At 57.0% G+C, this 26,777-nt stretch carries 21 protein-coding genes, 1 tRNA gene and 1 pseudogene; 13 read left to right on the top strand and 10 right to left on the bottom strand.

What is annotated here, in order from left to right; translation table 11 throughout:
- Positions 1–232: 232 nt before the first annotated feature.
- From EDY99_RS23790 to EDY99_RS23780, 3 genes are read left to right on the top strand one after another with little or no spacing between them, the layout of a single operon-like run.
- Complete coding sequence (locus tag EDY99_RS23790; RefSeq protein ID WP_123062118.1) at positions 233–3,331, top strand: type I restriction endonuclease subunit R; 3,099 nt, start codon at positions 233–235, stop codon at positions 3,329–3,331.
- Complete coding sequence (locus tag EDY99_RS23785) at positions 3,325–4,959, top strand: class I SAM-dependent DNA methyltransferase (RefSeq protein ID WP_123062117.1); 1,635 nt, start codon at positions 3,325–3,327, stop codon at positions 4,957–4,959. The genes EDY99_RS23790 and EDY99_RS23785 overlap by 7 nt, the downstream gene beginning before the upstream one ends.
- Entirely contained in the window at positions 4,952–6,130 is a 1,179-nt protein-coding gene (locus EDY99_RS23780) for a restriction endonuclease subunit S (RefSeq protein WP_123062116.1), read from the top strand. Before EDY99_RS23785 ends, EDY99_RS23780 begins: the two co-directional genes overlap by 8 nt.
- A gap of 195 nt (positions 6,131–6,325) precedes the next feature.
- On the opposite strand, the pseudogene EDY99_RS23770 reads toward EDY99_RS23780, so the two are convergent.
- From EDY99_RS23770 to lptF, 8 genes and pseudogenes are all read right to left on the bottom strand, one after another.
- A pseudogene (locus EDY99_RS23770) lies at positions 6,326–6,554 on the bottom strand (HipA N-terminal domain-containing protein); the annotation flags it as partial.
- Between the two features lie 4 nt (positions 6,555–6,558).
- Positions 6,559–6,855, bottom strand: a complete 297-nt coding sequence (locus EDY99_RS23765) for a helix-turn-helix transcriptional regulator (protein ID WP_123062115.1) — start codon at positions 6,853–6,855, stop codon at positions 6,559–6,561.
- 344 nt (positions 6,856–7,199) lie between these two features.
- Positions 7,200–7,580, bottom strand: a complete 381-nt coding sequence (locus EDY99_RS23760; RefSeq protein ID WP_123062114.1) for a putative T6SS immunity periplasmic lipoprotein — start codon at positions 7,578–7,580, stop codon at positions 7,200–7,202.
- The gene (locus EDY99_RS23755; protein WP_123062113.1) at positions 7,577–8,098 is read right to left on the bottom strand and encodes a type IV secretion protein Rhs; all 522 of its coding nucleotides are present in this window, start codon (positions 8,096–8,098) and stop codon (positions 7,577–7,579) included. The genes EDY99_RS23760 and EDY99_RS23755 overlap by 4 nt, the downstream gene beginning before the upstream one ends.
- Before the next feature lie 213 nt (positions 8,099–8,311).
- Positions 8,312–8,396, bottom strand: a tRNA-Leu gene (locus EDY99_RS23750).
- Between the two features lie 988 nt (positions 8,397–9,384).
- Positions 9,385–10,104 carry a LuxR family transcriptional regulator gene (locus EDY99_RS23745; RefSeq protein ID WP_108680117.1) on the bottom strand — a complete coding sequence of 240 codons (720 nt, stop codon included), beginning with the start codon at positions 10,102–10,104 and terminating at the stop codon, positions 9,385–9,387.
- Between the two features lie 151 nt (positions 10,105–10,255).
- Complete coding sequence (gene lptG, locus EDY99_RS23740; RefSeq protein ID WP_047025123.1) at positions 10,256–11,326, bottom strand: LPS export ABC transporter permease LptG; 1,071 nt, start codon at positions 11,324–11,326, stop codon at positions 10,256–10,258.
- Positions 11,326–12,420, bottom strand: coding sequence for an LPS export ABC transporter permease LptF (gene lptF, locus EDY99_RS23735; protein ID WP_033641697.1), 1,095 nt, complete (start codon positions 12,418–12,420; stop codon positions 11,326–11,328). Before lptF ends, lptG begins: the two co-directional genes overlap by 1 nt.
- A 282-nt stretch (positions 12,421–12,702) precedes the next feature.
- On the opposite strand from lptF, the gene pepA reads away from it, so the two are divergent.
- The 5 genes from pepA (at position 12,703) to EDY99_RS23710 (ending at position 20,173) form a co-directional block, all read left to right on the top strand.
- Complete coding sequence (gene pepA, locus EDY99_RS23730; RefSeq protein ID WP_004933352.1) at positions 12,703–14,214, top strand: leucyl aminopeptidase; 1,512 nt, start codon at positions 12,703–12,705, stop codon at positions 14,212–14,214.
- An 84-nt stretch (positions 14,215–14,298) separates the two neighbouring features.
- Positions 14,299–14,748 carry a DNA polymerase III subunit chi gene (locus EDY99_RS23725; RefSeq protein ID WP_004933353.1) on the top strand — a complete coding sequence of 150 codons (450 nt, stop codon included), beginning with the start codon at positions 14,299–14,301 and terminating at the stop codon, positions 14,746–14,748.
- A gap of 12 nt (positions 14,749–14,760) precedes the next feature.
- Positions 14,761–17,637 (top strand): valine--tRNA ligase, encoded by a 2,877-nt coding sequence (locus EDY99_RS23720; protein WP_033641696.1) that lies wholly within the window; start codon positions 14,761–14,763, stop codon positions 17,635–17,637.
- 200 nt (positions 17,638–17,837) lie between these two features.
- A complete protein-coding gene (locus tag EDY99_RS23715; protein WP_033636872.1) occupies positions 17,838–18,341 on the top strand; it encodes a GNAT family N-acetyltransferase in 504 nt (167 codons plus the stop codon).
- A 224-nt stretch (positions 18,342–18,565) separates the two neighbouring features.
- A complete protein-coding gene (locus tag EDY99_RS23710; protein WP_122017073.1) occupies positions 18,566–20,173 on the top strand; it encodes a GMC family oxidoreductase in 1,608 nt (535 codons plus the stop codon).
- Positions 20,174–20,188: 15 nt separating this feature from the next.
- On the opposite strand, the gene miaE is transcribed toward EDY99_RS23710, so the two are convergent.
- Both miaE and rraB read right to left on the bottom strand, forming a co-directional pair.
- Positions 20,189–20,953, bottom strand: coding sequence for a tRNA isopentenyl-2-thiomethyl-A-37 hydroxylase MiaE (miaE, locus tag EDY99_RS23705; protein WP_033641694.1), 765 nt, complete (start codon positions 20,951–20,953; stop codon positions 20,189–20,191).
- Positions 20,954–21,132: 179 nt separating this feature from the next.
- Positions 21,133–21,558: a ribonuclease E inhibitor RraB gene (gene rraB / locus EDY99_RS23700; RefSeq protein ID WP_025305115.1), complete on the bottom strand. Its 426-nt coding sequence runs from the start codon at positions 21,556–21,558 to the stop codon at positions 21,133–21,135.
- 162 nt (positions 21,559–21,720) lie between these two features.
- On the opposite strand from rraB, the gene argF reads away from it, so the two are divergent.
- The 5 genes from argF (at position 21,721) to ridA (ending at position 26,752) form a co-directional block, all read left to right on the top strand.
- Complete coding sequence (argF, locus tag EDY99_RS23695; RefSeq protein WP_123062112.1) at positions 21,721–22,740, top strand: ornithine carbamoyltransferase; 1,020 nt, start codon at positions 21,721–21,723, stop codon at positions 22,738–22,740.
- A 196-nt stretch (positions 22,741–22,936) separates the two neighbouring features.
- Positions 22,937–24,505: an ABC transporter substrate-binding protein gene (locus tag EDY99_RS23690; protein WP_123062111.1), complete on the top strand. Its 1,569-nt coding sequence runs from the start codon at positions 22,937–22,939 to the stop codon at positions 24,503–24,505.
- 289 nt (positions 24,506–24,794) lie between these two features.
- Complete coding sequence (pyrB, locus tag EDY99_RS23685) at positions 24,795–25,730, top strand: aspartate carbamoyltransferase (protein ID WP_033641691.1); 936 nt, start codon at positions 24,795–24,797, stop codon at positions 25,728–25,730.
- A 12-nt stretch (positions 25,731–25,742) separates the two neighbouring features.
- Positions 25,743–26,207, top strand: a complete 465-nt coding sequence (gene pyrI / locus EDY99_RS23680; RefSeq protein WP_033641690.1) for an aspartate carbamoyltransferase regulatory subunit — start codon at positions 25,743–25,745, stop codon at positions 26,205–26,207.
- A 158-nt stretch (positions 26,208–26,365) separates the two neighbouring features.
- A complete protein-coding gene (gene ridA, locus EDY99_RS23675) occupies positions 26,366–26,752 on the top strand; it encodes a 2-iminobutanoate/2-iminopropanoate deaminase (RefSeq protein ID WP_004933379.1) in 387 nt (128 codons plus the stop codon).
- The last annotated feature ends 25 nt before the right edge of the window (positions 26,753–26,777 follow it).

Here is a 26,777-nt window from a genome sequence, read left to right as displayed (position 1 = left end):
ATTCTTCTACACTAATCTCGTCGTTACGCCCTCTTAATCGGCGTCGGTCAAGAAGTCTTTGAACAGGTCTCCTCGTGAGGACAGGATATATCTACGGTTGTGGGGAGCAACCCACATTTAACAAAGAACGTGTAACATAGATATAAATTGAACAGACATTGCTGCCAGCCGTTCTGGGATTATGGGGCGCTGCATGGTCTGAGACGTGATAAAAATCAAAACAGGGAATACGATGAAATTCACCGAAGACACCCGGGTAAAAATCCCCGTCATCCTCCACCTGATACGGCTGGGCTACTGCTACCTGTCCCTGAAAGAACAACGCTGGGACAAAGAAACCAACATCTTCCCTGACCTCTTCACCGCTGCGATTGGCAAAATAAACCCCGGACTTGCGCCAGATGACATTGGACGCCTGTTAAAAGACCTCACGCTCCTCCTCGACAACGATGACCTGGGCCGCGCCTTCTTCGAAAAACTCAGCGACCGTTCCGGCATCAAACTGATCGACTTTGATAACTTCAGCAACAACAGCTTCCATGTCGTCACCGAACTGACCTGCGAAAATGGCGACGAAGAGTTCCGCCCGGACATCACGCTACTGATCAATGGCATGCCGCTGATCTTTATCGAAGTGAAAAAGCCCAATAACCGGGAAGGCATCGTCGCGGAACGCAACCGCATCAACGAACGCTTTAAGAACCCCAAATTCAAACGCTTCGCCAACATCACCCAGTTCATGATCTTCTCCAACAACATGGAGTATGACGACAGCGACCCGGAGCCGATTCAGGGAGCATTCTACGCCAGCAGCTCTTACAGCAACCCGGTATTCAACTACTTCCGCGAAGAAGAACTCTTCAACCTCACCAACTTACTGAAACCGCTGTCAGATGAAGCCGAAATCACCGTCCTGAAAGACAACAACCTGGAAGTGATCCGCACCAACCCGGAATTCCAGACCAACAAAGATCACAACCGCCCGACCAACCGCCTCTGCACCGCGCTGTTGAGCCGCGATCGGTTGGCATTTATCCTGCGCTATGCGCTGGTGTACGTTGCCGAACCGGGCGGCATCCAGAAACACATCATGCGCTACCCGCAGCTTTTCGCCACCAAAGCGATTGAGCGCAAACTCAACGCGGGTGTGAAAAAAGGCATTATCTGGCACACCCAGGGCAGCGGAAAAACCTCGCTGGCTTACTACAACGTGCGCTTTCTGACGGATTACTTCCAGAATCAGCAGGTGATCCCGAAATTCTACTTTATTGTCGATCGTCTGGATCTGCTCCAGCAGGCGCAGCGTGAATTCACCGCCCGTGGCTTAATCGTTCACCTTATCGACTCACGCGAAGCCTTTACCCGCGACATCAAAGCAACGCAGGCGCTGCATAACCACCACGGCAAAGCGGAAATCACCGTCGTCAACATCCAGAAATTCCGCGATGACCCGGACGTCGTCACCACCCAAGACTACGACATCAATATCCAGCGCGTGTACTTCCTCGATGAAGTCCACCGCAGCTACAACCCCAAAGGGAGCTTCCTGGCGAACTTAAGCCAGTCGGACACTAACGCTATCAAAATTGGCCTGACCGGTACACCTCTGCTGGGAACGGACTACAACTCCCGCGACCTCTTCGGCGACTACATCCACAAATACTACTACAACGCCTCTATTGCCGACGGTTACACACTGCGCCTGATCCGCGAAGAGATAGCCACCAATTACCGGATGATCCTGCAACAGGCGCTAAAAGACGTAGAAGTCAGAATGGGCGATGTGGATCGCAAGTACATTTACGCCCATCCCAGCTTCGTCAAACCGATGCTGAACTACATCGTCACCGACTTTGCCAAAAGCCGGGGCGCGCTGAATGATGACACCATCGGCGGCATGGTGATATGTGATAGCTCTGAACAGGCCAAACAGATGTTTGAATTGTTCAACGCCGACTACGCCGAATCGCCCACCGTCGCCGATGAAGTCACCGACGAAATGCCTGTATTACAGGCCGCAGAACCCGCAGCCGTTTACCAGATCCACGCCAAAGAAACATGGAAAATCAAACGCGCCGCCCTGATCCTGCACGATGTCGGCAGCAAGCAAGAACGCAAAGAGTGGGTGGAACAATTTAAAGTAGGCGAGATTGACCTGTTGTTCGTCTACAACATGTTGCTCACAGGCTTTGACGCCAAGCGATTGAAAAAACTCTATCTTGGTCGCGTGATCAGAAAGCACAACCTGCTCCAGGCGCTGACGCGCGTCAACAGGACCTACAACCACTTCCGCTACGGCTACGTGGTAGACTTTGCCGACATCCGCCAGGAATTTGACGCCACCAACAAAGCCTACTTCGAAGAACTACAGGCCGAACTGGGCGACGAAATGGAGCACTACTCCCGCCTGTTCAAATCGGCGGAAGAGATCCGTGAAGAAATCGAACACATCAAAGACGTTCTGTTCAGCTTCGATACCGAAAACGCGGAAATCTTCACTGACCAGATAAGCCAGATCCAGGACCGGGAAACCGCGCTGGCGCTGAAAAACGCGCTGGCCGATGCCCGCAGCCTGTACAACCTGATCCGCCTCCAGGGCAATACTGAATTTCTCCAGGAGCTGGACTTCAACAAACTCAACATCCTTTACCGCGAAGCCAGCCGCCGCCTCGACTTACTCAACCTGAAAGCGGAACTGGAACAGGGCGTTGACCTCTCCGGCCTGCTGAACCGGGCGCTGGAAGAGGTGATCTTTGAATTCCATAAAGTGGGCGAAGAAGAGCTGGTACTGGCCGACGAACTGAAAGAGACACTGCGCCGCACCCGCGAGGCGCTGGCCGCGAACTTCGACCAGCAGGACCCGCAGTTCGTCAGCCTGAAAGACGAACTGGAGCGCCTGTTCAAGAAGAAGAAGCTCAGTGAAGTCACGCAGGAAGAAATGGTTGCGAATATCGGCACACTCAATAAAATTCATGACCGCATCAAAGAGCTGAACCGCCAGAACAACCTGCTGCGCCAGAAATACCGGGGCGACGTGAAATACGCGCGTACCCACAAACGCCTGCGCGAGCGCGGCGGCCTGAGCGAACCGGAGCGTAAAATCTTCGAAGCACTGCTTGGCGTTAAGCTGGATGCGGATGAAAAAGTGCTGAACAACAGCCATATACTGAACAATGAAAGCTACTTTGAGCGCCAGATTGTGTCATGTGTACTTGACCACTTTGAACAACAGCAGCACATCACCCTCAGTGCGAAAGCGGCTGGCGACATCAACCGCCTGATTGTGGCGGAATACCTGAACGAATTTAATACCGGAGCACGTACGTGGTAGAACTGGAATTTAGAGACAAAACCAAAACTCTGATCGACAGCCTGAAAAGCATCTGTGCGAACTACGGTCTGGGTAATGACGGTAATGAGTTCAAAATCATCACTCAGGCATTTCTGTACAAATTCCTGAATGACAAATTCGCCTTTGAAGCCAAAAAGGTGGATAAAAGCATCGCCAGCGCCGAAAAATGGGAAGTCGCGCTCAATCAGATGAGTGAAGAACAACGGGATAAACTGCAACTGAAGATGAGCGCCGACACCGCCCGTCTGAAGCCACATCACTTCATTCAGTATTTATACAACCGTCAAAATGAGGCCAATTTCGCCACCACCTTTGACGACACCCTGATGGATATCGCCGCTACCAACAACGACGTCTTCGCAGTCAAAACTGACGGCGGCGCAAAAGTGGTCCTCTTTGAACGTCTTAGCCAATACATCGCCGACGAATCAAAGCGAGATGACTTCTGCCGCGCCATCATCAACAAACTGGCCGATTTCAGCTTCGAACGTATCTTCACGCAGAAGTTTGACTTCTACGCCACCATCTTTGAATACCTGATCAAAGACTACAACAGCAACTCCGGCGGCAAATACGCTGAATACTACACGCCCCACGCCGTGGCGCGCATCATGGCGGAAATTCTGGTGCCGAAAGCGCAACAGGGGGTCGTGCGCAACGTAAGTTGTTACGATCCATCCGCAGGTTCCGGCACCTTGCTGATGAACGTTGCGCACGCCATCGGGGAAAATCGTTGCAGCATCTTTGCTCAGGATATCTCGCAGAAATCCTCCAGCCTGCTGCGCCTGAACCTGATCCTCAACAATCTGGTGCATTCGATCCCAAATGTTATTCAGGGCAACACCATTCTGCATCCGTTCCACAAGGACGGCAGCACGCTGAAACGCTTTGACTACATCGTCTCTAACCCACCGTTTAAAATGGATTTCAGCGACTTCCGCGACGAGCTAGACAGCAAGGAAAACCAGCAACGTTTCTTTGCCGGGATACCGAAAATCAAAGCCAAAGCCAGGGACAAAATGGAAATTTACCAGTTGTTCCTGCAACACATCATTTTCTCGCTGAAGCCGGGTGGTAAAGCGGCGGTCGTGGTGCCGACCGGCTTTATCACCGCTCAGTCGGGTATTGATAAAGGCATTCGTGAACATCTGGTGAAAAATAAGATGCTGGCGGGAGTGGTCTCTATGCCGTCGAATATCTTTGCCACCACCGGGACCAACGTGTCGATCCTGTTTATTGACGCCAGCAATAAAGAGAAAGTAGTGCTGATCGATGCTTCTAACTTAGGGGAAAAAGTCAAAGACGGTAAAAACCAGAAAACGGTGCTGACAGAAGAAGAAGAACAGCGCATCTGCGAAGTATTCAACAATAAGTGGAGCGAAGAAGATTTCTCGGTGGTGGTCAGCTATGACGACATCGCCGCGAAAAATTACTCGTTCAGCGCCGGGCAGTATTTTGATGTGAAAATCGAATACACCGATATGACTCCGGGGCAGTTTGCCGCGAAAATGAAAGGGTTTACGGATAATCTTGAGAGTTTGTTTAGCCAGTCGCGCGAGCTGGAAGCGGAGATTAAGAAGCAGATGGCAGGGCTGAAGTATGAGTAAGGTCGCGTTCAGACGATTGGGAGATTTGATTACTCTCAAGAGGGGATATGATTTACCTGAAAAAGTCAGGATAGCAGGCCCGTACCCGGTAATAAGTTCTGCCGGGGTATCTGGATGGCACAATGAATATAAAGTAGAGGGACCGGGCGTTGTAACCGGGCGATACGGCACCTTGGGTGAAATGTATTATGTTGAGGACGAGTATTGGCCGCATAATACCGCGCTGTACGTGCAGGACTTCAAAGGCAATGACCCCAAATATATTTTTTATCTATTAAGCTGTTTAGGGAGAATTCGTACCTCTGATAAAAGTGCTGTACCGGGCGTAAATAGAAATGAACTTCATGAAATGGCTGTTCCAGCCATAGAAGATGTGACATCACAAATAAAAATACGTGAAGTTCTTGAGTCAGTCGACGAAAAAATCGCCCTCAACAACCGCATCAACGCCGAACTGGAAGCAATGGCGAAAACGCTGTATGACTACTGGTTTGTACAGTTCGATTTCCCTGATGCTAACGGAAAACCGTATAAAACCTCTGGTGGTAAGATGGTGTATAACTCCACGCTGAAACGGGAAATTCCAGCGGGGTGGTATGCTTCCAATATTCTGTCATTAGCTGATTTGTTAGGCGGTGGAACGCCTACGAAGACAAACCCCGGATATTGGAATGGTTCTATTCCATTTTTTACACCAACAGATTCAGATAAAAATATCTACAGTCTGAATACACAGGATTCGATTACTGATCTTGGTTTAAAACACAGTAGTACTCGGCTCTTTGAAAAAAACACGATTTTCATCACTGCAAGAGGATCGGTTGGCCGTCTCGCCCTTAATGCTGTTCCTATGGCGATGAACCAATCATGTTATGCACTGAGGGCGAAACAAGGAACAAGTTTTGCGTTTTTGTATTTCCTCACTAAAGAGTTAATTCATCATCTCGAAGTGAAGGCAACTGGATCCGTGTTTAGCTCGATTATCTCAAACGATATTGAATATACCAACCTAGCATTACCTGATGATATTGGCATGATACATAAATATGCCAAAAAAATAGAACCAGCTTTCACAAAAATTGAATTATTGACAAAAGAAAATCAGCAACTCACCACACTCCGTGACTGGCTCCTCCCTCTACTTATGAACGGACAGGTCACGGTTAAATAATCCCCAGCATGTTTTCGAGGCGCAGTCTAGATCTAGACTGCGCCTCGCCCACCGTAATCAAAACCCTGTCATCTATTACGTATAGTGATATTTATCATATTTACCAGTATTAATTATTACTACATCTAAACGACATATAACCATCATCAAAGATCCTACTTTTCACTGTGGTTAGATAGTCAATCCGGTTTAGTAAATCCCCTCGCTATCTGGCAGCAGGTTATCGAAATAATCGCGCACCACGCTACCGCGATAAGGCTGATTCCCCGGCGTGAAAGGCAAAGAAAGCGACAAAGGCCTCCCCTGACTATCTGCAATCCACTCAAGCAGATACTCCAGCCGATCTTCACCTCTACGCTTTTCCCAATATCCCACTGGAATACCGTTCATCCAGATAGCTAAACCGTTGTTGCGAACGACGCATCTCGTCACCACTGTTCCCGTCTTGCAGGCGAGTCTAAATGAGTTGTAGAGATTTCTTCCGTTTCACATCCCGGAGAGGCAAGCTCTGAAGAAAACACCATTTCAATCCCCAGCACATTAAACACCCTAAAAAGGCGCTCCAGACTGGCTGATACAGGGTTTGACTCCAGGCGCGCATAGGTCTGTTGAGTGACGCCCAGCCTCTCCGAAACGTCTTTTTGCGTCAGACCTTTTGCTTTACGAAACCCCACCAGCAAAGGACGTAGCTGGCTCAGTGTTTTTAACGGATAGACGGTATTCATAAATAGCGGCTCGCTGTCTTATCGCTGTGTACAGATTATAAGCTGTTTTGCTCACGTTACACCTTATAGGCTGTAAATGCAAAATACAGCTCATAGGGTGTTTTGTTATCAATACAGCTTATAGGCTGTTAATTTGAAAGGCAAGCTAGCTGCGGAACGGAGTGCTGACTATGCAGTAGCCCTGGCAAAATTTACTCCGGGGCATTGGCGATCTTCTCTGGTGCTCATCAGCGCCGGTTAATGCGGCAGGTAGTGAAAAAGTAAGCCACTTTATGAAATCGTCAGTCCGTTCTCCAGTGCAACCAAAATTCCTGAGCGGCTAACTCGCATGATCACATTAAAACCTAATACGGCTCCAACATAACCTCCTCACCCCGTTTCCACACGATAAACCCGGCTTCATACGGATGCAAAGGCGTACTGACAATAACACTGTATCCTTCACCAGGGATAAAATCATACTCATCGATGCCAGGAACACACTTCCCAGGCTCCAATGCAACAGGCGTGTTTGCATATGATTTTTCATAGACATAATTATCATTGCCATACTTCCATATGGCTACCGTGAGAATGGACTCTTCTCTTTCCATGTCATTCTTATCGACAAAAACGCAGATCTTGCTGCCGACAGCCGTTGCTTTTGCCGGGCGTAAATTGACTTTATCCCCCATAGGGCAACCAGAGATAAAAAGAGGAATAAAGAGTAAGAGGAATTTTTTCATAGTGGCAGCCCTGCGCTTCTGATTATGGGTTGAAATTTTGACAATGTACTTCTGTCTACTATCCCTGAGTAATTCCTACCGTATAAACCGATAAAATCGCTAACGCCAAACTTCTTGAGATAGAAATAGTCTGCAATTATCGATGCTTGCTGTTCCATACTATACTCACGCAACAGCAACCGATCGAGCCGATATTGATAGCTCACCGCCCAACTGAGAAGCCCACGGGTACGCACCCACATGCCTCTTTGATGCTGCCAAACATGTGCCATCTCGTGGATAAACAGGTGCTGTGCCAAATGATGCACCGTAAAATCAGGTCGGTATAAAGCCCTGCGAAAGTACAACTCCCCATTCGGGCTCATCGCCGTGTACTGATTCTGCAGCCCAAACGGCAGGTAGCTGTCGCAGTGAACCAACACGCTCTGATAGAAAATGGTGCTGCCAAACACCGAACGCGCCAGATTGACTTCGCCCAGCCTTAACGCCCGCGTGATCCCTTCCTGTTGCGGCTCCATCCTGGAACTCCTTGATGCGAAAGAGTCTAATGAAACGTCATTTTAACCTTTAAGGTCAATCAGATAGGCCTTAGGAAAGCATCAGGAAGATCCGGTTTTTACGGGGATGAGAAATGCGTCAATACAGAGTAAAGTGGGCAGCTAGAGGCGGCGGGCAGATTCCAGGCACAAAAAAACCACCTTTCGGTGGCTTCTTGTTCGCGCGGTACTTAATGGTGCCGAAGGCCGGACTCGAACCGGCACGTATCTCTACGGTTGATTTTGAATCAACTGCGTCTACCGATTTCGCCACTTCGGCACTGAAGTAGTATGCGGAAAACGGGTGAATTATACCTTCCCGCGACCAGCACGCAACACTTATCCGTTGTTCAATGAGTTAAGTGTCGAAAAAACCGCCGTCACGCGCGTTTGTCCGCCCCGTCTTCTCGCTGCGCGCCCTTCACAACCCTGTTAATGGTGAGCAGGCTGTTGCAACGAGCATCCGGGATAAGGCGCCACACTCACGCAATACCATCCGATTCCAGGTTCCAACGTCGTTGCACAAAACAATGACGGTTCATGTGCCGTACGTCACTCACTCCCACTAGCCAGAGCCGCTCGCCCAACTAGCGAAACAGGTTCAGGACCCCGCCACACGGAAAGTAGCACCTGCCCCCCATCGCCACTGTCTCACCCTGCGCCTGGCAAAAACAAAATAATCCCCAGCCGTAATGGCAATGCTGCAAATAATTGCACGCCAATGTGTCAGCGAATAAAGAATGAGGTTGCGCAACATTCCAAGAACACTATTTTTCATTAATGAATATCAGATGGGAAATAAAGAAGCGGAATGCTGCCTTCAGGGGAGAGACGCTATTTCGGTTAGATGGGGGGGTTATCTAAAATCACCAGGAAATAGCGTACATACGTAACAAAATAGCAACTCAAGGCGTAAAAACCAGCAGAGAACACTTGCCTCTGCAGAGTTAATAGCTTTAAGATGATGTAAGAAAATTTTCCCTGGTGTTGGCCAATATTGGCAGCCTGACCTACGCGGTCAGGTTTTTTTTTATATTTTTTATCAAAACATTACCGGGAAAGTGTATCGCCTTAAGGGGTGAGAAACTAGTTAGACTAAAGTACAGTCCCTTACTAGACCTTTATCAGTTCATGCAGGTTATTATTTCAAAGCGCAGAGATCGGGGCCGGTGCTGTATTGCTTCCCTCTCGTGAGCCGCCACGCTGCCCACTCAATACCGATTAACGCCCGTCATTTCCCGGTTCGAAAGCTGCCGTGAGCGAGCAGCCTATCCATCCACCGGTTTAATCAGCCGCAGCTCCATCCCCAGGCGCACGGCATGTCGGGCATTCGTGACCCCCAACTTTTTGACGACGTTGGACATATGGTACTTGATGGTGCCGGTCTTTATGCCCAGGATCATCGCCGTTTCCTGGTAGGTTTTACCCACGCTGGCCCAATAGAGGATTTCGTTTTCCCTGTCGGTAAAGCGGGCGTTGCCCTCCAGCGCTGCGGCGTTTTTATCTGAGGGTGGGGCCAGCGCCAGATACGACTCATGGATTGAGGCCAGCAATACCGAGATTTCACCTTTACGTTCGATGAGCGCCGGGATGACTTCCGCTTTCTGTTCTGCGCTGAAGGCAAAGGAAAGCGTGACGAGATTGTTGTTGTAATCGTGCAATACGAAGGTATAGCCGTGCGTCACGCCAAACTCGCGGGCCTGCTCGAACAGTTCGGGAAAATGCAGCCCTGCGTCGGCCATGATTTGCTCGTCCCAGGCGAAGGGGGTCAGGCGGTTGCGGGCGGTAATCACCACCGGATCAATGTACTGCAACCCCTGCTCTTGATACTTGTTGACCCATTCAGTCGGGTAGTTGGTGACGCCAAAAATACAGGAAATGTCTTTTTTGGATAACACCACATACGCCCACAGGAGCTCGCCCAACTCCCCCAACGCCGCTTCCAGGCGCTTGCCGATGATATTGCTGAGATTGTATTCGTCTTCCATTGACTGCCCGCTCCCTCTATCCGCATGCCGCAGGGTTGACTATAGCACGACGAAAAGCGACAGGTCGGGGGAGTGGTTCACCGGGGGCATGCCGCACCCACAAAAAAGGCGCGGCCCCACGGCCGCGCCTTTTCCCATACCGCTCGCCCCGCTACTTGCGTTTGAGCAGCATATACACGCTGATCAGCAGGAACAGCATGCTCGGCAGCAGCGCCCCCAGCACCGGCGGCATGCTGTAAACCATGCTCAGCGGGCCGAAGATCTGATCCAGCACGTAGAACAGGAAGCCGAAGCTGATGCCGGTCACCACGCGGATGCCCATCGGCACGCTGCGCAGCGGGCCGAAGATGAACGACAGCGCCATCAGCATCATCACCGCCACCGACAGCGGCGAGAAGATTTTTCGCCACATGTTGAGCTGGTATTTGTTCGATTCCTGGCCGCTCTGCTTCAGGTACTTCACGTAGTTGTGCAGCCCGCTGATGGAGAGCGAATCCGAATCCAGCGCCACCACGCCCAGCTTGTCCGGGGTCAGGTTGGTTTTCCATTCGCCGGTCAGCGTCTGGGTGCCGGTCACCTGTTTCGGGTTGGTCAGATCCGAGGTGTCCACCTGCGAAAGCTGCCACAGGCCGTTCTCGAAGCTGGCGGTGGCGGCATAGCGCACCGTCTCCAGGCGACGCTGATCGTTGAAGTGGTAGATGTTGACGCCGGAGAGTTCTTTATCGCCGGAGACGCGCTCGATGTAGATGAAGTCGTTGCCGTCCTTCGCCCACAGCCCGCTCTTGGTGGAGAGCAGCGAGCCGCCGTACATCTGCTGGGCGCGGTAGTTGCGCGCCATCTGCTCGCCCTGCGGCGCCACCCACTCGCCGATCGCCATGGTCAGCAGCACCAGCGGAATGGCGGTTTTCATCACCGAGCCGGCGATCTGCAGGCGGGTGAAGCCGGAAGCCTGCATCACCACCAGTTCGCTGCGCGTCGCCAGCTGGCCCAGGCCGAGCAGCGCACCGAGCAGCGCCGCCATCGGGAAGAAAGTCTCGATGTCTTTCGGCACGCTCAGCAGGGTGTACATGCCGGCGCTCAGCGCAGTGTATTCGCCCTGGCCGACCTTGCGCAGCTGATCGACGAACTTGATGATGCCGGACAGCGACACCAGCATGAACAGCGTCATGATGATGGTGTTGAAAATCGTTTTACCGATATAACGGTCTAATACGCCAAACATCAGGCCGCTCCTCTCAGGCGTGCGCGCAGCTTGCGCATCGGCACGGTATCCCACAGGTTCAGCGCCAGCGCCAGCGCGAAGTAAACGCCGTTAACCAGCCACAGCCACAGCATCGGATCCAGTTTGCCCTTGCCGGCGTTGGAGCGCAGCGAGGTCTGCAGCAGGAAGAAGATCAGGTACAGCAGGATGGCCGGCAGCATGCTCAGCACGCGGCCCTGGCGCGGATTCACCACGCTGAGCGGCACCACCAGCAGCGCCATCAGCGCCACCGACACCACCAACGTCAGGCGCCAGTGGAATTCGGCGCGCGCGTCCGGATCGTCGGATTCCCACAGCGTCTGCATCGACATCTGTTCGGATTCGGTGTTGTCCGCCGCCACGGTGCGGTGGCCAATCACCGCCTTGTAGTCGGTGAAGTCGGTAATGCGGAAGTCGCGCAGCAGCGCGGTGCCTTCAAAGCGGGTGCCCTTGTCGAGCGTCACCACCTGCGAGCCGTCTTTCTGCTGCACGATGTTGCCGTGCTCGGCCACCACCACCGACGGGCGTTGGTTGCCGTTCGGCCGCAGCTGCGCCAGGAACACGTCGTTGAAGGTGCTGCCCTTCACGTTGCCGATAAACAGCACCGCGTTGCCGTCCTGCGAGGGTTTGAACTGCCCTTCCGCCAGCCCGGCGATGCTCGGGTTGGCCTTGGCTTCGTTCACCACCACGTCCTGATAGCGCGAGGCCCAGGGGCCGGCCCAAAATACGTTCACCGCCGCGATCGCAGAGGTGAGCAGCGCCAGGATCATGGCGGCGATAATCAGGGTGCGTTTACCCAGCCCGCAGGCGTGCATGACGGTGATTTCGCTCTCGGTATACAACCGCCCAAGCGTCATCAGCAAGCCGAGAAACAGGCTCAAAGGCAGGATGAGCTGCGCCATTTTCGGCACGCCCAACGCGAGCAGAGAGAGTACTAAGTTTGTCGGGATATTGCCGTCCACCGCGTCGCCCAACACCCTGACCAAATTCTGACAAAAGAAGATCAGAAGCAGGATGAACAGGATGGCGATTTGGCTCTTGAGCGTTTCCCGTACCAGATATCTTATGATGATCACGCTTATTACGCCTGTGAAAACTTGTCTTTTTGCAGGAAAATCGATAATTTCATCGTTAATCCGCCATTTATTCTCATCATATGGCAACCTTCACAGCTAAAATAGTATTACAACATCAAGCCGTTTGGGTGTCCTATAGGAACTTGCTTATAGTCGCCAAAACAGAGCAATTTATGCCGTTCAGGTTAACATAATCCGTTAACTCAAATGGCAGGAGATCGTTACGGAGTCGGTTATTCTAGCCGTAGCGTCCGCCTTTGTCTTTAAGATTCAGGAGAGTGCATGGAGTTCAGTGTAAAAAGCGGTAGCCCGGAAAAACAGCGCAGTGCCTGTATTGTAGTCGGCGTTTTCGAACCGCGCCGCCTGTCCCCTATCGCAGAACAACTCGACAAAATCAGTGATGGTTATATCAGCGCATTGCTGCGCCGTGGCGAACTGGAAGGCAAGGTCGGGCAGACGCTGCTACTGCACCATGTGCCCAACATTCTCTCCGAGCGCATCCTGCTGATCGGCTGCGGCAAAGAGCGCGAGCTCGATGAGCGCCAATACAAGCAGGTGATCCAGAAAACCATCAATACCCTCAACGACACCGGCTCGATGGAAGCGGTCTGCTTCCTGACCGAGCTGCACGTGAAAGGCCGCAACACGTACTGGAAAGTGCGTCAGGCGGTGGAAACCGCCAAAGAGACGCTCTACACCTTCGATCAGCTGAAAAGCAACAAGGTGGAGCCGCGTCGTCCGCTGCGCAAAATGGTGTTCAACGTGCCGACCCGCCGTGAGCTCACCAGCGGCGAGCGCGCCATCCAGCATGGCCTGGCGGTGGCTTCCGGCATCAAGGCGGCCAAAGATCTCGGCAACATGCCGCCGAACATCTGTAACGCCGGCTACCTGGCCTCACAGGCCCGTCAGCTGGCGGACGCCTTCAGCACCAACATCACCACCCGCGTCATCGGCGAACAGCAGATGAAAGAGCTGGGCATGAACGCCTATCTGGCGGTTGGAGCCGGTTCGCAGAACGAATCATTGATGTCGGTGATGGAATATAAGGGCAACCCAAATCCGGACGCTAAGCCGATCGTGCTGGTAGGCAAAGGGCTGACCTTCGACTCCGGCGGCATCTCGATCAAACCGGCCGACGGCATGGACGAGATGAAATACGACATGTGCGGCGCGGCGACCGTGTACGGCGTGATGCGCGTGGTGGCGGAGCTGAACCTGCCGCTGAACGTGATCGGCGTGCTGGCCGGCTGTGAAAACATGCCGGGCGGCCGGGCGTATCGTCCGGGCGACGTGCTGACCACCATGTCCGGCCAGACCGTCGAGGTGCTGAACACCGACGCCGAAGGCCGTCTGGTGCTGTGCGACACCCTGACCTACGTCGAGCGCTTCGAACCGGAGCTGGTGATCGACATCGCCACCCTGACCGGCGCCTGCGTGATCGCCTTGGGCCACCACATCACCGGCCTGATGTCGAACCACAACCCGCTGGCGCACGAGCTGCTGGGCGCTTCCGAGCAGGCCGGCGACCGCGCCTGGCGCCTGCCGATGGCCGACGAGTACTACGAGCAGCTGGACTCCAACTTCGCCGACATGGCGAACATCGGTGGCCGCCCTGGCGGCGCCATCACCGCCGCTTGCTTCCTGTCGCGCTTCACCCGCAAGTACACCTGGGCGCACCTGGACATCGCCGGCACCGCCTGGCGCTCCGGTAAAGCCAAGGGCGCGACCGGCCGCCCGGTGGCGTTGCTGTCGCAGTTCCTATTGAATCGGGCCGGACTCAACGGCGACGATTAAATCTGAGCGGTAATTCAGGTATAATCCCAAGGGGCACAGCATGCTGTGCCCCTACATTTTTTTATCGGCAGCGGTGGATCCTTAATGAAACAGGCGACGTTTTATTTGCTCGACAACGCGGAACCGTCAGGCGCGCTCAGCGCCCATGAGGCCGTGGCCTGCGCCGTTGCCGCCAACGGCTTCCGCGCCGGCAAGCGGGTGCTGATCGCCTGCGAGAGCCAGGAGCAGGCCCAGCGGCTGGACGAAGCGCTGTGGCAGCGCGAGCCGCATGAATTCGTGCCGCACAACCTGGCCGGCGAAGGGCCGCACTACGGCGCGCCGGTGGAACTGTGCTGGCCCGGCAAGCGCGGCAATGCCCCGCGCGATCTGCTGATCGCCCTGCTGCCGCAGTTTGCCGATTTTGCTACCGCTTTCCATGAAGTGGTAGACTTCGTTCCTTACGAAGACACTCTGAAACAGTTGGCGCGCGACCGTTACAAGGCCTATCGCAGCGTCGGCTTCCATTTGACCACGGCTACGCCGCCAACTCACTGAATACGATAAAGAATGGAAAAGACAAACAGTCAGCTCGACACCGCATACGACCCAAAACAGATCGAACAGAAGCTGTACGATCACTGGGAGAGTCAGGGTTACTTCAAGCCGAACGGCGACACCAGCCAGGAAAGCTTCTGCATCATGATCCCGCCGCCGAACGTCACCGGCAGCCTGCACATGGGCCACGCGTTCCAGCAGACCATCATGGACACCATGATTCGCTATCAGCGCATGCAGGGTAAAAACACCCTGTGGCAGGCGGGCACCGACCACGCCGGCATCGCCACCCAGATGGTGGTGGAGCGCAAGATCGCCGCGGAAGAAGGCAAAACCCGCCACGACTACGGCCGTGACGCGTTCATCGACAAAATCTGGCAGTGGAAGGCGGAATCCGGCGGCACCATCACCCGCCAGATGCGCCGTCTGGGCAACTCCGTGGACTGGGAGCGCGAGCGCTTCACCATGGACGAAGGCCTGTCGAACGCGGTGCGCGAAGTGTTTGTCCGTCTGCACAAAGAAGACCTGATCTACCGCGGCAAGCGCCTGGTGAACTGGGATCCGAAGCTGCGCACCGCCATCTCCGATCTGGAAGTGGAAAACCGCGAATCCAAAGGCTCCATGTGGCACCTGCGCTACCCGCTGGCCGACGGCGCGAAAACCGCCGAGGGCAAAGACTACCTGGTGGTCGCCACCACCCGTCCGGAAACCGTGCTGGGCGATACCGGCGTGGCGGTCAACCCGGAAGATCCGCGCTATAAAGACCTGATCGGCAAAGAGATCATTCTGCCGCTGGTCGGCCGCCGCATCCGCATCGTCGGCGACGAACACGCCGATATGGAAAAAGGCACCGGCTGCGTGAAGATCACCCCGGCGCACGATTTCAACGACTACGAAGTCGGCAAACGCCACGGCCTGCCGATGATCAACATTCTGACCTTCGACGGCGACATCCGTCAGGAAGCGGAAGTGTTCAACACCCTGGGCGAAGTCTGCACCGACTACTGCAACGAGATCCCGGCCGAGTTCCGCGGCCTGGAGCGCTTCGCGGCGCGGAAAGCGGTGGTTGCTGCCTTCGATAATCTGGGCCTGCTGGACGAGATCAAACCGCACGACCTGACGGTGCCTTACGGCGACCGCGGCGGCGTGGTGATCGAGCCGATGCTGACCGACCAATGGTACGTGCGCACCGCGCCGCTGGCCAAAGTGGCGGTGGAAGCGGTCGAACAGGGCGACATCCAGTTCGTGCCGAAGCAGTACGAAAACATGTACTTCAGCTGGATGCGCGACATTCAGGACTGGTGCATCTCGCGTCAGCTGTGGTGGGGCCACCGCATCCCGGCCTGGTACGACGTGAACGGCAAAGTCTACGTGGGCCGCAGCGAAGAAGAAGTGCGCAGCGAGAACAACCTGGGCGCCGACGTGGTGCTGACCCAGGACGAAGACGTGCTGGACACCTGGTTCTCGTCCGGCCTGTGGACCTTCTCTACCCTGGGCTGGCCGGAGCAGACCGAGGCGCTGAAAACCTTCCACCCGACCAGCGTGATGGTCAGCGGCTTCGACATCATCTTCTTCTGGATCGCTCGCATGATCATGCTGACCATGCACTTCATCAAGGATGAAAACGGCAAGCCGCAGGTGCCGTTCAAGACCGTCTACATGACCGGCCTTATCCGCGACGACGAAGGCCAGAAGATGTCCAAGTCCAAAGGCAACGTGATCGATCCGCTGGACATGGTCGACGGCATCTCGCTGGAAGATCTGCTGGAAAAACGCACCGGCAACATGATGCAGCCGCAGCTGGCGGAGAAAATCCGCAAGCGCACCGAGAAGCAATTCCCGAACGGCATCGAGCCGCACGGCACCGACGCCCTGCGCTTCACCCTGGCGGCGCTGGCATCGACCGGCCGCGACATCAACTGGGACATGAAGCGCCTGGAAGGCTACCGCAACTTCTGTAACAAGCTGTGGAACGCCAGCCGCTTCGTGCTGATGAACACCGAAGCGCACGACTGCGGCTTCAACGGCGGCGAGAAAGTGCTGTCGCTGGCGGATCGCTGGATCCTGGCCGAATTCAACCGCACGGTGAAAGCCTACCGCGAAGCGCTGGACACCTACCGCTTCGATCTGGCGGCCAACATCCTGTACGAATTCACCTGGAACCAGTTCTGCGACTGGTATCTGGAGCTGACCAAGCCGGTGGTGAGCAACGGCAGCGAAGCGGAACAGCGTGGCACCCGCCACACGCTGATCACCGTGCTGGAAGCGCTGCTGCGCCTAGCGCACCCGATCATTCCGTTCATCACCGAAACCATCTGGCAGCGCGTGAAGCCGCTGACCGGCACGACCGCAGATACCATCATGCTGCAGCCGTTCCCGGCCTACGACGCCGCGCTGGAAGACGAACAGGCGCTGAACGATCTGGAGTGGATCAAACAAACCATCATCGCCGTGCGCAACATCCGCGCCGAGATGAACATCGCGCCAAGCAAAGCGCTCGACGTGCTGCTGCGCAACTGCAGCGCCGACGCCCAGCGCCGCGTGCAGGAGAACCAGAGCTTTATCGCCCGTCTGGCGCGCCTGGAATCCATCGCGCTGCTGCCGGCCGGTGAGAAAGGCCCGGTCTCCGTCACCAAGCTGGTGGACGGCGCTGAGCTGCTGATCCCGATGGCCGGTTTCATCGACAAGGACGCCGAGATCGCGCGTCTGGCCAAAGAGATGGGCAAACTGGATGCGGAAATCGCCGCGATCGAAGGCAAGCTGGCGAACGAAGGCTTCGTGGCGCGCGCGCCGGAAGCGGTGGTCGCCAAAGAACGCGATCGTCTGGCGGCCTGCAAAGAAGGCAAAGTGAAGCTGCAGGAACAGCAGGCGACCATCGCTGCGCTGTAATCCACCGGCTCACGCCAACGCCTGAAAAACAGCGGGGTCTTCCCCGCTGTTTTTTTATCGCCGTTGCATCCGGGCCGGGTTAGATGTTATTACAAGATATTACTGCTGCAGGGACGCCGCCGGGAAATAATCCCCGGCGCGTTTCGTGCTGCGATAAAAACGAAAAACGAACGTGGTCTCTTTCAATGGCGAGTGTAAACATGACAACAGCAACCCCGGCGCGCCTGCTGGTGCGCCCCATCACGGCGGAAGACAATGCCGCCATTGCTCACGTCATTCGCGAAGTCTCCGCCGAGCACGGCCTGACGGCGGATAAAGGCTATACCGTCTCCGATCCCAATCTGGACGCCCTGTATCAGCTCTACAGCCTGCCGCGCAGCGCTTACTGGGTGATCGAGGTGGACGGCCAGGTCGCCGGCGGCGGCGGCATCGCGCCGCTGCAGGGCGGCGCAGACGATATTTGCGAATTGCAGAAGATGTATTTCCTGCCGGTATTGCGCGGCAAGGGATTGGCGAAACGCCTGGCGCTGCAGGCGCTGGATTTCGCCCGCCGGCACGGCTTCCGCTGTTGTTACCTCGAGACCACTGCCAGCCTGACGCAGGCCGTCGCGCTGTACGAACACCTGGGCTTCGAACACATCGACCACGCGATGGGCGCCACCGGCCACGTCGATTGCGAAGTCACCATGCTGAAAACGCTGTAACCGTCCCGCCTCTCCATCAGGGCGCAGCTTGCTGCGCCTTTTTATTAATATCGCAATCAATCAGTAAAACTCGCTATAACGCCGTTTTTCAAGCAGATAAACTGACGTTAAAAACCGCGATGTAAATTTAATGTGAAGTTCGTTAATAAATTAACGATCGTAAATTGACCGCTTGCGCCCCCGCGCTACTCTGCCAGTATCCCAATCGCGCACGGAGAGCTGTCATGTCGGAAAATACCTTTGATTACATCATCGTCGGCGCCGGTTCCGCCGGCTGCGTGCTGGCGGCGCAGCTGATCCGCCGCACCCAGGCGCGGGTGCTGCTGCTGGAAGCCGGCGGCGACGACAATAACCTGTTTATCAAAATGCCGGCCGGCGTGGCCAAGATCATCGCCAAAAAGAGCTGGCCCTACGAGACGGAACCGGAACCGCACGCCAATAACCGCCGCATGCAGATCGCGCAGGGCAAGGTGCTGGGCGGCAGCAGTTCGGTCAACGGCATGATCTACCTGCGCGGCCAGCCGCAGGACTACGACGACTGGGCCGAGCGCTATGGCTGCGCCGGCTGGAGCTACCGGGAGGTGCTGCCCTACTTCAAACGCGCCGAGGCCAACGAAAGCCTGTCCGACGACTACCACGGCGCCGACGGGCTGCTGCCGGTCAGCGAAAACCGCTATCGCCACCCGCTGAGCATGGCGTTTATCCGCGCCGGCCAGGAGTTGAACCTGCCCTATCGCAACGACTTCAACGGCGACAGCCAGCACGGCGTCGGTTTCTACCAAACCACCACCCGCAACGGCGAGCGCGCCAGCACCGCCCGCACCTACCTGAAGGCGGTGCGCGACGAACGGCGGCTGGTGGTGAAACTGAACGCCCTGGCGCACCGGCTGACCTTCGAGGGCAACGTCGCCACCGGCGTGGTCTACAGCCAGAACGGCGGCGCGGAAGTGACCGCGCGCGCCACCAAAGAAGTGATCGTCAGCGCCGGCGCGGTCGGTTCGCCGAAGCTGCTGATGCTGTCCGGCATCGGCCCGCGCGACCACCTGCAGCAGCTGGGCATCGAGGTGCGGGCGGATCTGCCGGTGGGCAAAAACTTCCACGACCACCTGCACATGTCGATCAACGTCAGCACCCGCGAACCGATCAGCCTGTTCGGCGCCGATCGCGGCCTGCAGGCGCTGAGCCACGGTGCGCAGTGGCTGGCGTTTCGTAGCGGCGTGCTTTCGTCCAACGTGCTGGAAGGCGCCGCCTTCACCGACAGCCGGGGCGATGGCCGCACGGACGTACAGATCCACTTCCTGCCGCTGCTGGACAGCTGGGACGACGTGCCCGGCGAGCCGCTGCCGAACATTCACGGCTTCACGCTCAAGGTCGGCTATCTGCAACCGAAGGCGCGCGGCGAAGTGCTGCTGCGCAGCAGCAACCCGCGCGATCCGGTCAAGCTGCACGCTAACTACCTCGGCCACCCGGACGATCTGGCCGGTAGCGTGCGCGCGGTGAAGTTCGGCCTAGGCTTCCTGCAAACCGCGGCGCTGAAACCGCTGATCAAAGATCTGCTGATGCCGCAGCCGGAGTGGACGCGCGACGACGCACAGCTGGAAGCCTTTGTGCGCAACTTCTGCAAGACGGTGTATCACCCGGTGGGCAGCTGCCGCATGGGGCCGTCGCCGCAGGACGCGGTGACCGATCCGCAGCTGCGGGTGCACGGTTTTGAACAGCTGCGGGTGATCGACTGCTCGGTGATGCCGCAGCTCACCAGCGGCAACACCAATGCGCCGACCATTATGCTGGCGGAAAAGGCGGTGGATTTGTTGCTGGGCGCGCCGCAGTAAGGACGCGCCTCAACGTCAGGCGGCGGTGGGCACGCCGCTGTGGAAACGCAGCTCGCTGTCCGGCGACAGGATCAGTTCAGCTTCGAGGCGGCCGAAATGCGCCACCCGTTCGCTGATGTCGTCGCCGGCGATCTGCTCGGCCAATGTCAGGTAGTCCTGATAGTGACGCGCTTCGGATCGCAGCAGCGAGACGTAAAAGCGGTTCAGCTCATCGTCCAGGTGCGGCGCCAGTTTGGCGAAGCGTTCGCAGGATCGCGCTTCGATGTAGGCGCCGCAGATCAGTTTGTCGATCAGCGTCGCCGGATCGTGAGTGCGGATCTCGCGGATCATCCCCTTGGCGTAGCGGCTGGCGGTGATCTTGCGATACGGGATCCCGCGCGCCTGCATGATCTCCAGCACCTGCGAGAAATGATGCAGTTCTTCCTTGATCAGCAGCACCATGCGATCCGCCAGATCCTGGCCGTAGGCCGAGCCGTTTTTCGGCAGGATCTTGCGGGTGAACTGACCCTGACGGAACAATGTATCGGGCGCGCCCTGCGCTTCGTGCAGAAACGCCTCGTAGGGCCGCAGCAGCGCCAACAGCGCGTCGCCGCTCTCTTTGTCCGCCACGTAGCGGCGGATCAGCCACATGCCGGTCTGTGCGGCTTTCAGCTCACACACCAGGTGGTCGGTCAGCAACAGCTGCAGGTTTTCCGGACGGCGCGCGGCGTCGATCCAGGCGTCGGGAGTTTCACAGTGCAGGAAGCTTAAAATCGGGGCTAGCAGGGATTGGTATGTCATGGCGTCATTGCCCTATGTATTTCAAGTTGCAGCTAGGCGGCCAGCTCACTCATCCCCAGGAGCTTACTCAGGTAAGTGACTGGGGTGAGAGAGTGCAGCCAACAACGCTGCAGCTTGAAAGACGACGGGGATATCAGGGGCCGGCGAGAGCCGGCCCACAGGCATTAATCGGAAAGGAATTAGTGGCGTTTGCCGTCGTCGTCTTCGTCAATATAGTCGCCGTCTTCGTCATCCTCACCGTCTTCACCGTTCGGATCTTCAAAGTAGGTGCCCCAGCCGTCGTAGTTGACGCCGCAGCGCTCTGCCAGCGCCACCAGCTGCTCGACCTGAGCGTCGATCAGCTCGGCGTTCAGGCCGACTTCGCTGATCACGTCGCAGCACATCACCATCGAACCGTCTTCCACTTCCAGCTCTTCGGCGTCGGTCACTTCGTAGCCCAGCTTGAAGGCTTCAACGGCGGCCTGCTCCAGAACCTCAAATTTCTCGGCGGACAGATGGTGCTCGATGGTGTAGAGCGCGTCCGGATCGCTGCCGTCTTCCAGCAGCTCTTCGATGATCAGGCGGGTCTCTTCACGTTGTTCTTCCAGCAATTCGCGGTTTGCCATGCCTATATCCTCAAGTCAAATGGCCTTCATTCCTTCTATTTTCACACACCGCCGACATTGCTTCCACGATAAACGTGAAAGATTTCCTCACCGGGGTTGAAATTGAATATTCATACATATAAAGTGAATTTTAATTCAATTAAGCAATCAGGGAATCGGACTATGAGCACCGGCAATGCGTTCTACCAACGTCACTTTCTGAGGTTAATGGATTTCACCCCCGCCGAGCTGCAGGCGCTGCTGCAGCTTTCGGCCGATCTGAAGCAGGCCAAGAAGCAGGGGCGGGAACAGCGCCGGCTGCAGGGCAAAAACATTGCGCTCATCTTCGAAAAAGACTCAACCCGCACGCGATGCTCTTTCGAAGTTGCCGCATTCGATCAGGGCGCGCAGGTCACGTACCTCGGCCCGAGCGGCAGCCAGATCGGCCATAAAGAGTCGATGAAAGACACCGCCCGGGTGCTGGGCCGCCTGTACGACGGTATTCAGTACCGCGGCTACGGCCAGGCGCTGGTGGAAACCCTGTCGCAGCACGCCGGCGTGCCGGTGTGGAACGGCCTGACCGACGAGTTCCACCCTACCCAATTGCTGGCGGATCTGCTCACCGTGCAGGAACACCTGCCGGGCAAGGCGCTGAACGAAGTGAAGCTGGCGTACGTCGGCGACGCGCGCAACAACATGGGCAACACGCTGCTGGAAGCCGCCGCGCTGGCGGGCATGGATCTGCGGCTGGTGGCGCCGAAGGCCTGTTGGCCACAGCCGGAGCTGGTGGCCGAATGCCAGGCGCTGGCGCAGCAAACCGGCGCGAAACTCACCCTGACCGAAGACATCGCCGAAGGGGTGCAAGACGCCGATTTCCTCTACACCGACGTGTGGGTGTCGATGGGCGAACCCAAAGAGACCTGGCAGGAGCGTATCGCGCTGCTGCGGCCGTATCAGGTCAACATGGCGATGCTGAAACTGACCGGCAACCCGAACGTGAAGTTCCTGCACTGCCTGCCGGCGTTCCACGACGATCAAACCACGCTCGGCAAGCAGATGGCGCAGCAGTACGATCTGCACGGCGGTATGGAAGTGACCGACGAGGTGTTCGAGTCGGCGCACAGCGTGGTGTTCGATCAGGCGGAAAACCGGTTGCATACCATCAAGGCGGTGCTGGTCGCCACGCTGAGCGCAACGCTCTGACACGCCTCTCCCTCCGCCCTGGTGCCCCCGGCCAGGGCGGCTAATATATTCCTGGAATATCAAATAGCGCATTGGCCTTTGCCCGCCGCGGACAAAGGTTCTACCGTGACAGGCCGACGGCGCCCGCGCCGTAAAAACCAACGATAACAAACCGTTCTCAGCGCCGCCTTGCGGCGCCTTCAGGGGATACACACCGATGAAAACCAAACTCTTGCCGCTGTTCCTGCTCGCCGCCCTGCCCGCCGCCGCGTTGGCCGCCACGCCGCCGAATACGCTGGTGGTGGTGCAATCGCTGGATGACATCGTCAGCCTCGATCCGGCGGAAGCCAACGAACTCTCCAGCATCCAGACGGTGCCCAGCCTGTACCAGCGCTTGGTACAGGCGGATCGCGACGATCCGGCCAAGGTGGCACCGGTGCTGGCAGAAAGCTGGCAGAGCGATGCGGCGGCCAAAACGCTGACGGTAAAACTGCGGCCGCAGGCGGCGTTCGCCTCCGGCAACCCGCTGACCGCCGACGACGTGATCTTCTCCTACAGCCGCGCGGTGAAAATGAACAAGTCGCCGGCGTTCATCCTCAACGTGCTCGGCTGGCAGCCGGACAACATCGACGCGCAGCTGAAGAAGATCGACGACCATACCGTGCAGCTGCGCTGGACGGCGGACGTCAGCCCGGCGGTGGTGCTGAATATCCTCTCGACGCCGATCGCCTCGATCGTCGACAGCAAAGCGGCGCTGGCCAACGTTAAAGACGGCGACTTCGGCAACGCCTGGCTGAAAATGCACTCCGCCGGCAGCGGCCCGTTCAAGATGCGCGTCTATCAGCCGCATCAGGCGATCGTGCTGGACGCCAACCCCACGACGCCGGGCGACAAGCCGCAGCTGAAAAACATCATCATCAAGAACGTGCCGGATCCGGCCACCCGCCGCCTGCTGGTCCAGCAGGGCGACGCCGATATCGCCCGCGAACTGGGCGCCGACCAGACCGACACGCTGAAGAACCAGCCGGGGGTTAAGGTGCTGGAGATCCCGTCCGCCGAACAAAACTACCTGGTGTTCAACACCGGCAACGGCGCCAATCCGCTGCTGAACAACCCGGCCTTCTGGGAAGCGGCGCGCTACCTGGTGGATTATCAGGGCATCACCCAGGATCTGCTGAAGGGCCAATACTTCGTGCATCAGAGCTTCCTGCCGGTCGGGCTGCCGGGCGCGCTGGAGACCAACCCGTTCCGCTACGATCCGGCCAAGGCGAAAGCCATTCTGGCCAAGGCGGGCATCACCCACGCCGCCTTTACGCTGGACGTAGAGAACAAACCGCCGTTCATCACCATCGCGCAGGCGCTGCAGGGCAGCTTCGCCGCTGCCGGCGTGAAGGTCGAGCTGCTGCCGGCCGCGGGCAGCCAGGTTTACTCCCGCGTGCGCGCCAGGCAGCATCAGGCGGCGATCCGCCTGTGGATCCCGGATTACTTCGACGCCCACTCCAACGCCAGCGCCTTTGCCTACAACGACGGCAAGAGCAGCACGGTGGCCGGGCTGAACGGCTGGCAGATCCCGCAGTTGAATAAGCAGACGCTGGCGGCACTGGCCGAAGCCGATCCGGCCAAGCGCCGCGCGCTGTACACCGCCATGCAGCAGGAGCTGCAGCGCAGTTCGCCGTACGTGTTTATCGATCAGGCCAAAACCGAAGTGGTGCTGCGCGACAACGTCAAAGGCTACCAGCAGGGGCTGAACGCCGACATGGTCTACTACGATCGCGTCAGCAAATAGCCCGCAGGCGGCCATCGCCGGCCAATCGATTGCGGGGCGGCAAAAAACGGCGTTTTAACGCTTGCAGTGGCGAAAAGCGCGAGTATAATGCGCCACAATTTGCCAGGAGAAAGCATGAAAAACGACGTTTGTTTTGTTAGCCGCAATCGACAAAACCGACTGCCTATCGGCGGCCAGCTGCCGTTGTTTCTCCTGTTGCTAAACCGTTCGTTTCAAGCCCCTCATTGAGGGGCTTTTTTTTGCCTTAAAAAGTCCCGCGCCACGGGCACGCGTCGAGGAGGAGTGAAAAATGGCCAACCCGCTGTATCACAAACACATCATCTCTATTAACGATCTCAGCCGCGAGGATCTGGAGCTGGTGCTGCGCACCGCCGCCGGTCTGAAAGCCAACCCGCAGCCGGAACTGTTGAAACACAAGGTGATCGCCAGCTGCTTCTTCGAAGCCTCGACCCGTACCCGCCTGTCGTTCGAAACCTCGATGCACCGCCTCGGCGCCTCGGTGGTCGGTTTCGCCGACGGCAGCAACACCTCGCTTGGCAAGAAAGGCGAAACCCTGGCCGACACCATCTCGGTGATCAGCACCTACGTGGACGCCATCGTGATGCGCCATCCGCAGGAAGGCGCGGCGCGCATGGCCTCGGAGTTCTCCGGCAACGTGCCGGTGCTCAACGCCGGCGACGGCGCCAACCAGCACCCGACCCAGACCCTGCTGGATCTGTTCACCATCCAGGAAACCCAGGGCCGCCTGAACAACCTCAGCATCGCCATGGTCGGCGATCTGAAGTACGGCCGCACCGTGCACTCGCTCACCCAGGCACTGGCCAAATTCGAAGGCAACCGTTTCTACTTCATCGCCCCGGACGCGCTGGCAATGCCGGCCTACATCCTGAAAATGCTGGAAGAGAAAGGCATCGAGTACAGCCTGCACGGCAGCATTGAAGAAGTGGTGCCGGAGCTGGATATTCTCTACATGACCCGGGTGCAGAAAGAGCGCCTCGATCCGTCCGAGTACGCCAACGTGAAGGCGCAGTTCGTGCTGCGTGCCGCAGATCTGGCCGGCGCGCGCGCCAACCTCAAGGTGCTGCACCCGCTGCCGCGCATCGACGAGATCGCCACCGACGTGGATAAAACGCCGCACGCTTACTACTTCCAGCAGGCGGGCAACGGCATCTTCGCCCGTCAGGCGCTGCTGGCGCTGGTGCTCAACGCAGATTTGGCTCTTTAAGGGGGAACCGCCATGACTCACGACAATAAACTGCAGGTTGAAGCGATCAAATGCGGCACGGTGATCGACCACATTCCGGCGCAGATTGGTTTCAAACTGCTGACGCTGTTCAAGCTGACCGCCACCGACCAGCGCATCACCATCGGCCTGAATCTGCCCTCCAACGAGCTGGGCCGCAAGGATCTGATCAAGATCGAGAACACCTTCCTGACCGAGCAGCAGGCCAACCAGTTGGCGATGTACGCGCCGAAGGCCACGGTAAACCGCATCGACAACTATGAAGTGGTGCGCAAGCTGACCCTCAGCCTGCCGGACCACATCGACGGCGTGCTGACCTGCCCGAACGGCAACTGCATCAGCCGCAGCGAGCCGGTGGCGTCGAGCTTCAGCGTCAAATCGCGCGACGGTGAAGTACACCTGAAGTGCCGCTACTGCGAAAAAGAGTTCGAGCATCAGGTGGTGCTGCAGGCGGACTAATCCCGGCATGGGCGCCGGGAGATGGCGCTGTTATTCTCCCGGTGACGCCCTATAATGGGTTCCTGAAAATCACTCTACCCACGTTGCTACCCACCGAATTTTACGCTGCGGCCGACCGCGCGGCGGCGTGAAAGACAACGGGTTTATCAGGAGAAAACATGTCACGTAACATCAGCACTGAACTCGCCCCGGCAGCCATTGGTCCTTACGTGCAGGGCGTTGATCTGGGCAGCATGATCATCACTTCCGGCCAGATCCCGGTCGATCCGAAAACCGGCGCCGTCGCCGACGACGTCGCCGCTCAAGCGCGCCAGTCGCTGGAAAACGTCAAAGCGATCGTCGAAGCCGCCGGCCTGATCGTTGCCGACATCGTGAAAACCACCGTGTTCGTGAAAGACCTGAACGACTTCGCCACCGTCAACGCCGCGTACGAAGCCTTCTTCACCGAGCACAGCGCGCCGTTCCCGGCCCGTTCCTGCGTGGAAGTGGCGCGTCTGCCGAAAGACGTGAAGATCGAAATCGAAGCCATCGCCGTGCGTCGTTAATCGACGGTCACGCGCATCACGGCCA

The sequence above is a fragment of the Serratia sp. LS-1 genome (genome assembly GCF_003719595.1).
In the GTDB taxonomy this organism is placed as follows: domain Bacteria; phylum Pseudomonadota; class Gammaproteobacteria; order Enterobacterales; family Enterobacteriaceae; genus Serratia; species Serratia ureilytica.
The sequence above is the reverse complement of the archived record's forward strand: the minus strand, read 5'-3'. Positions and strand labels throughout refer to the sequence as shown.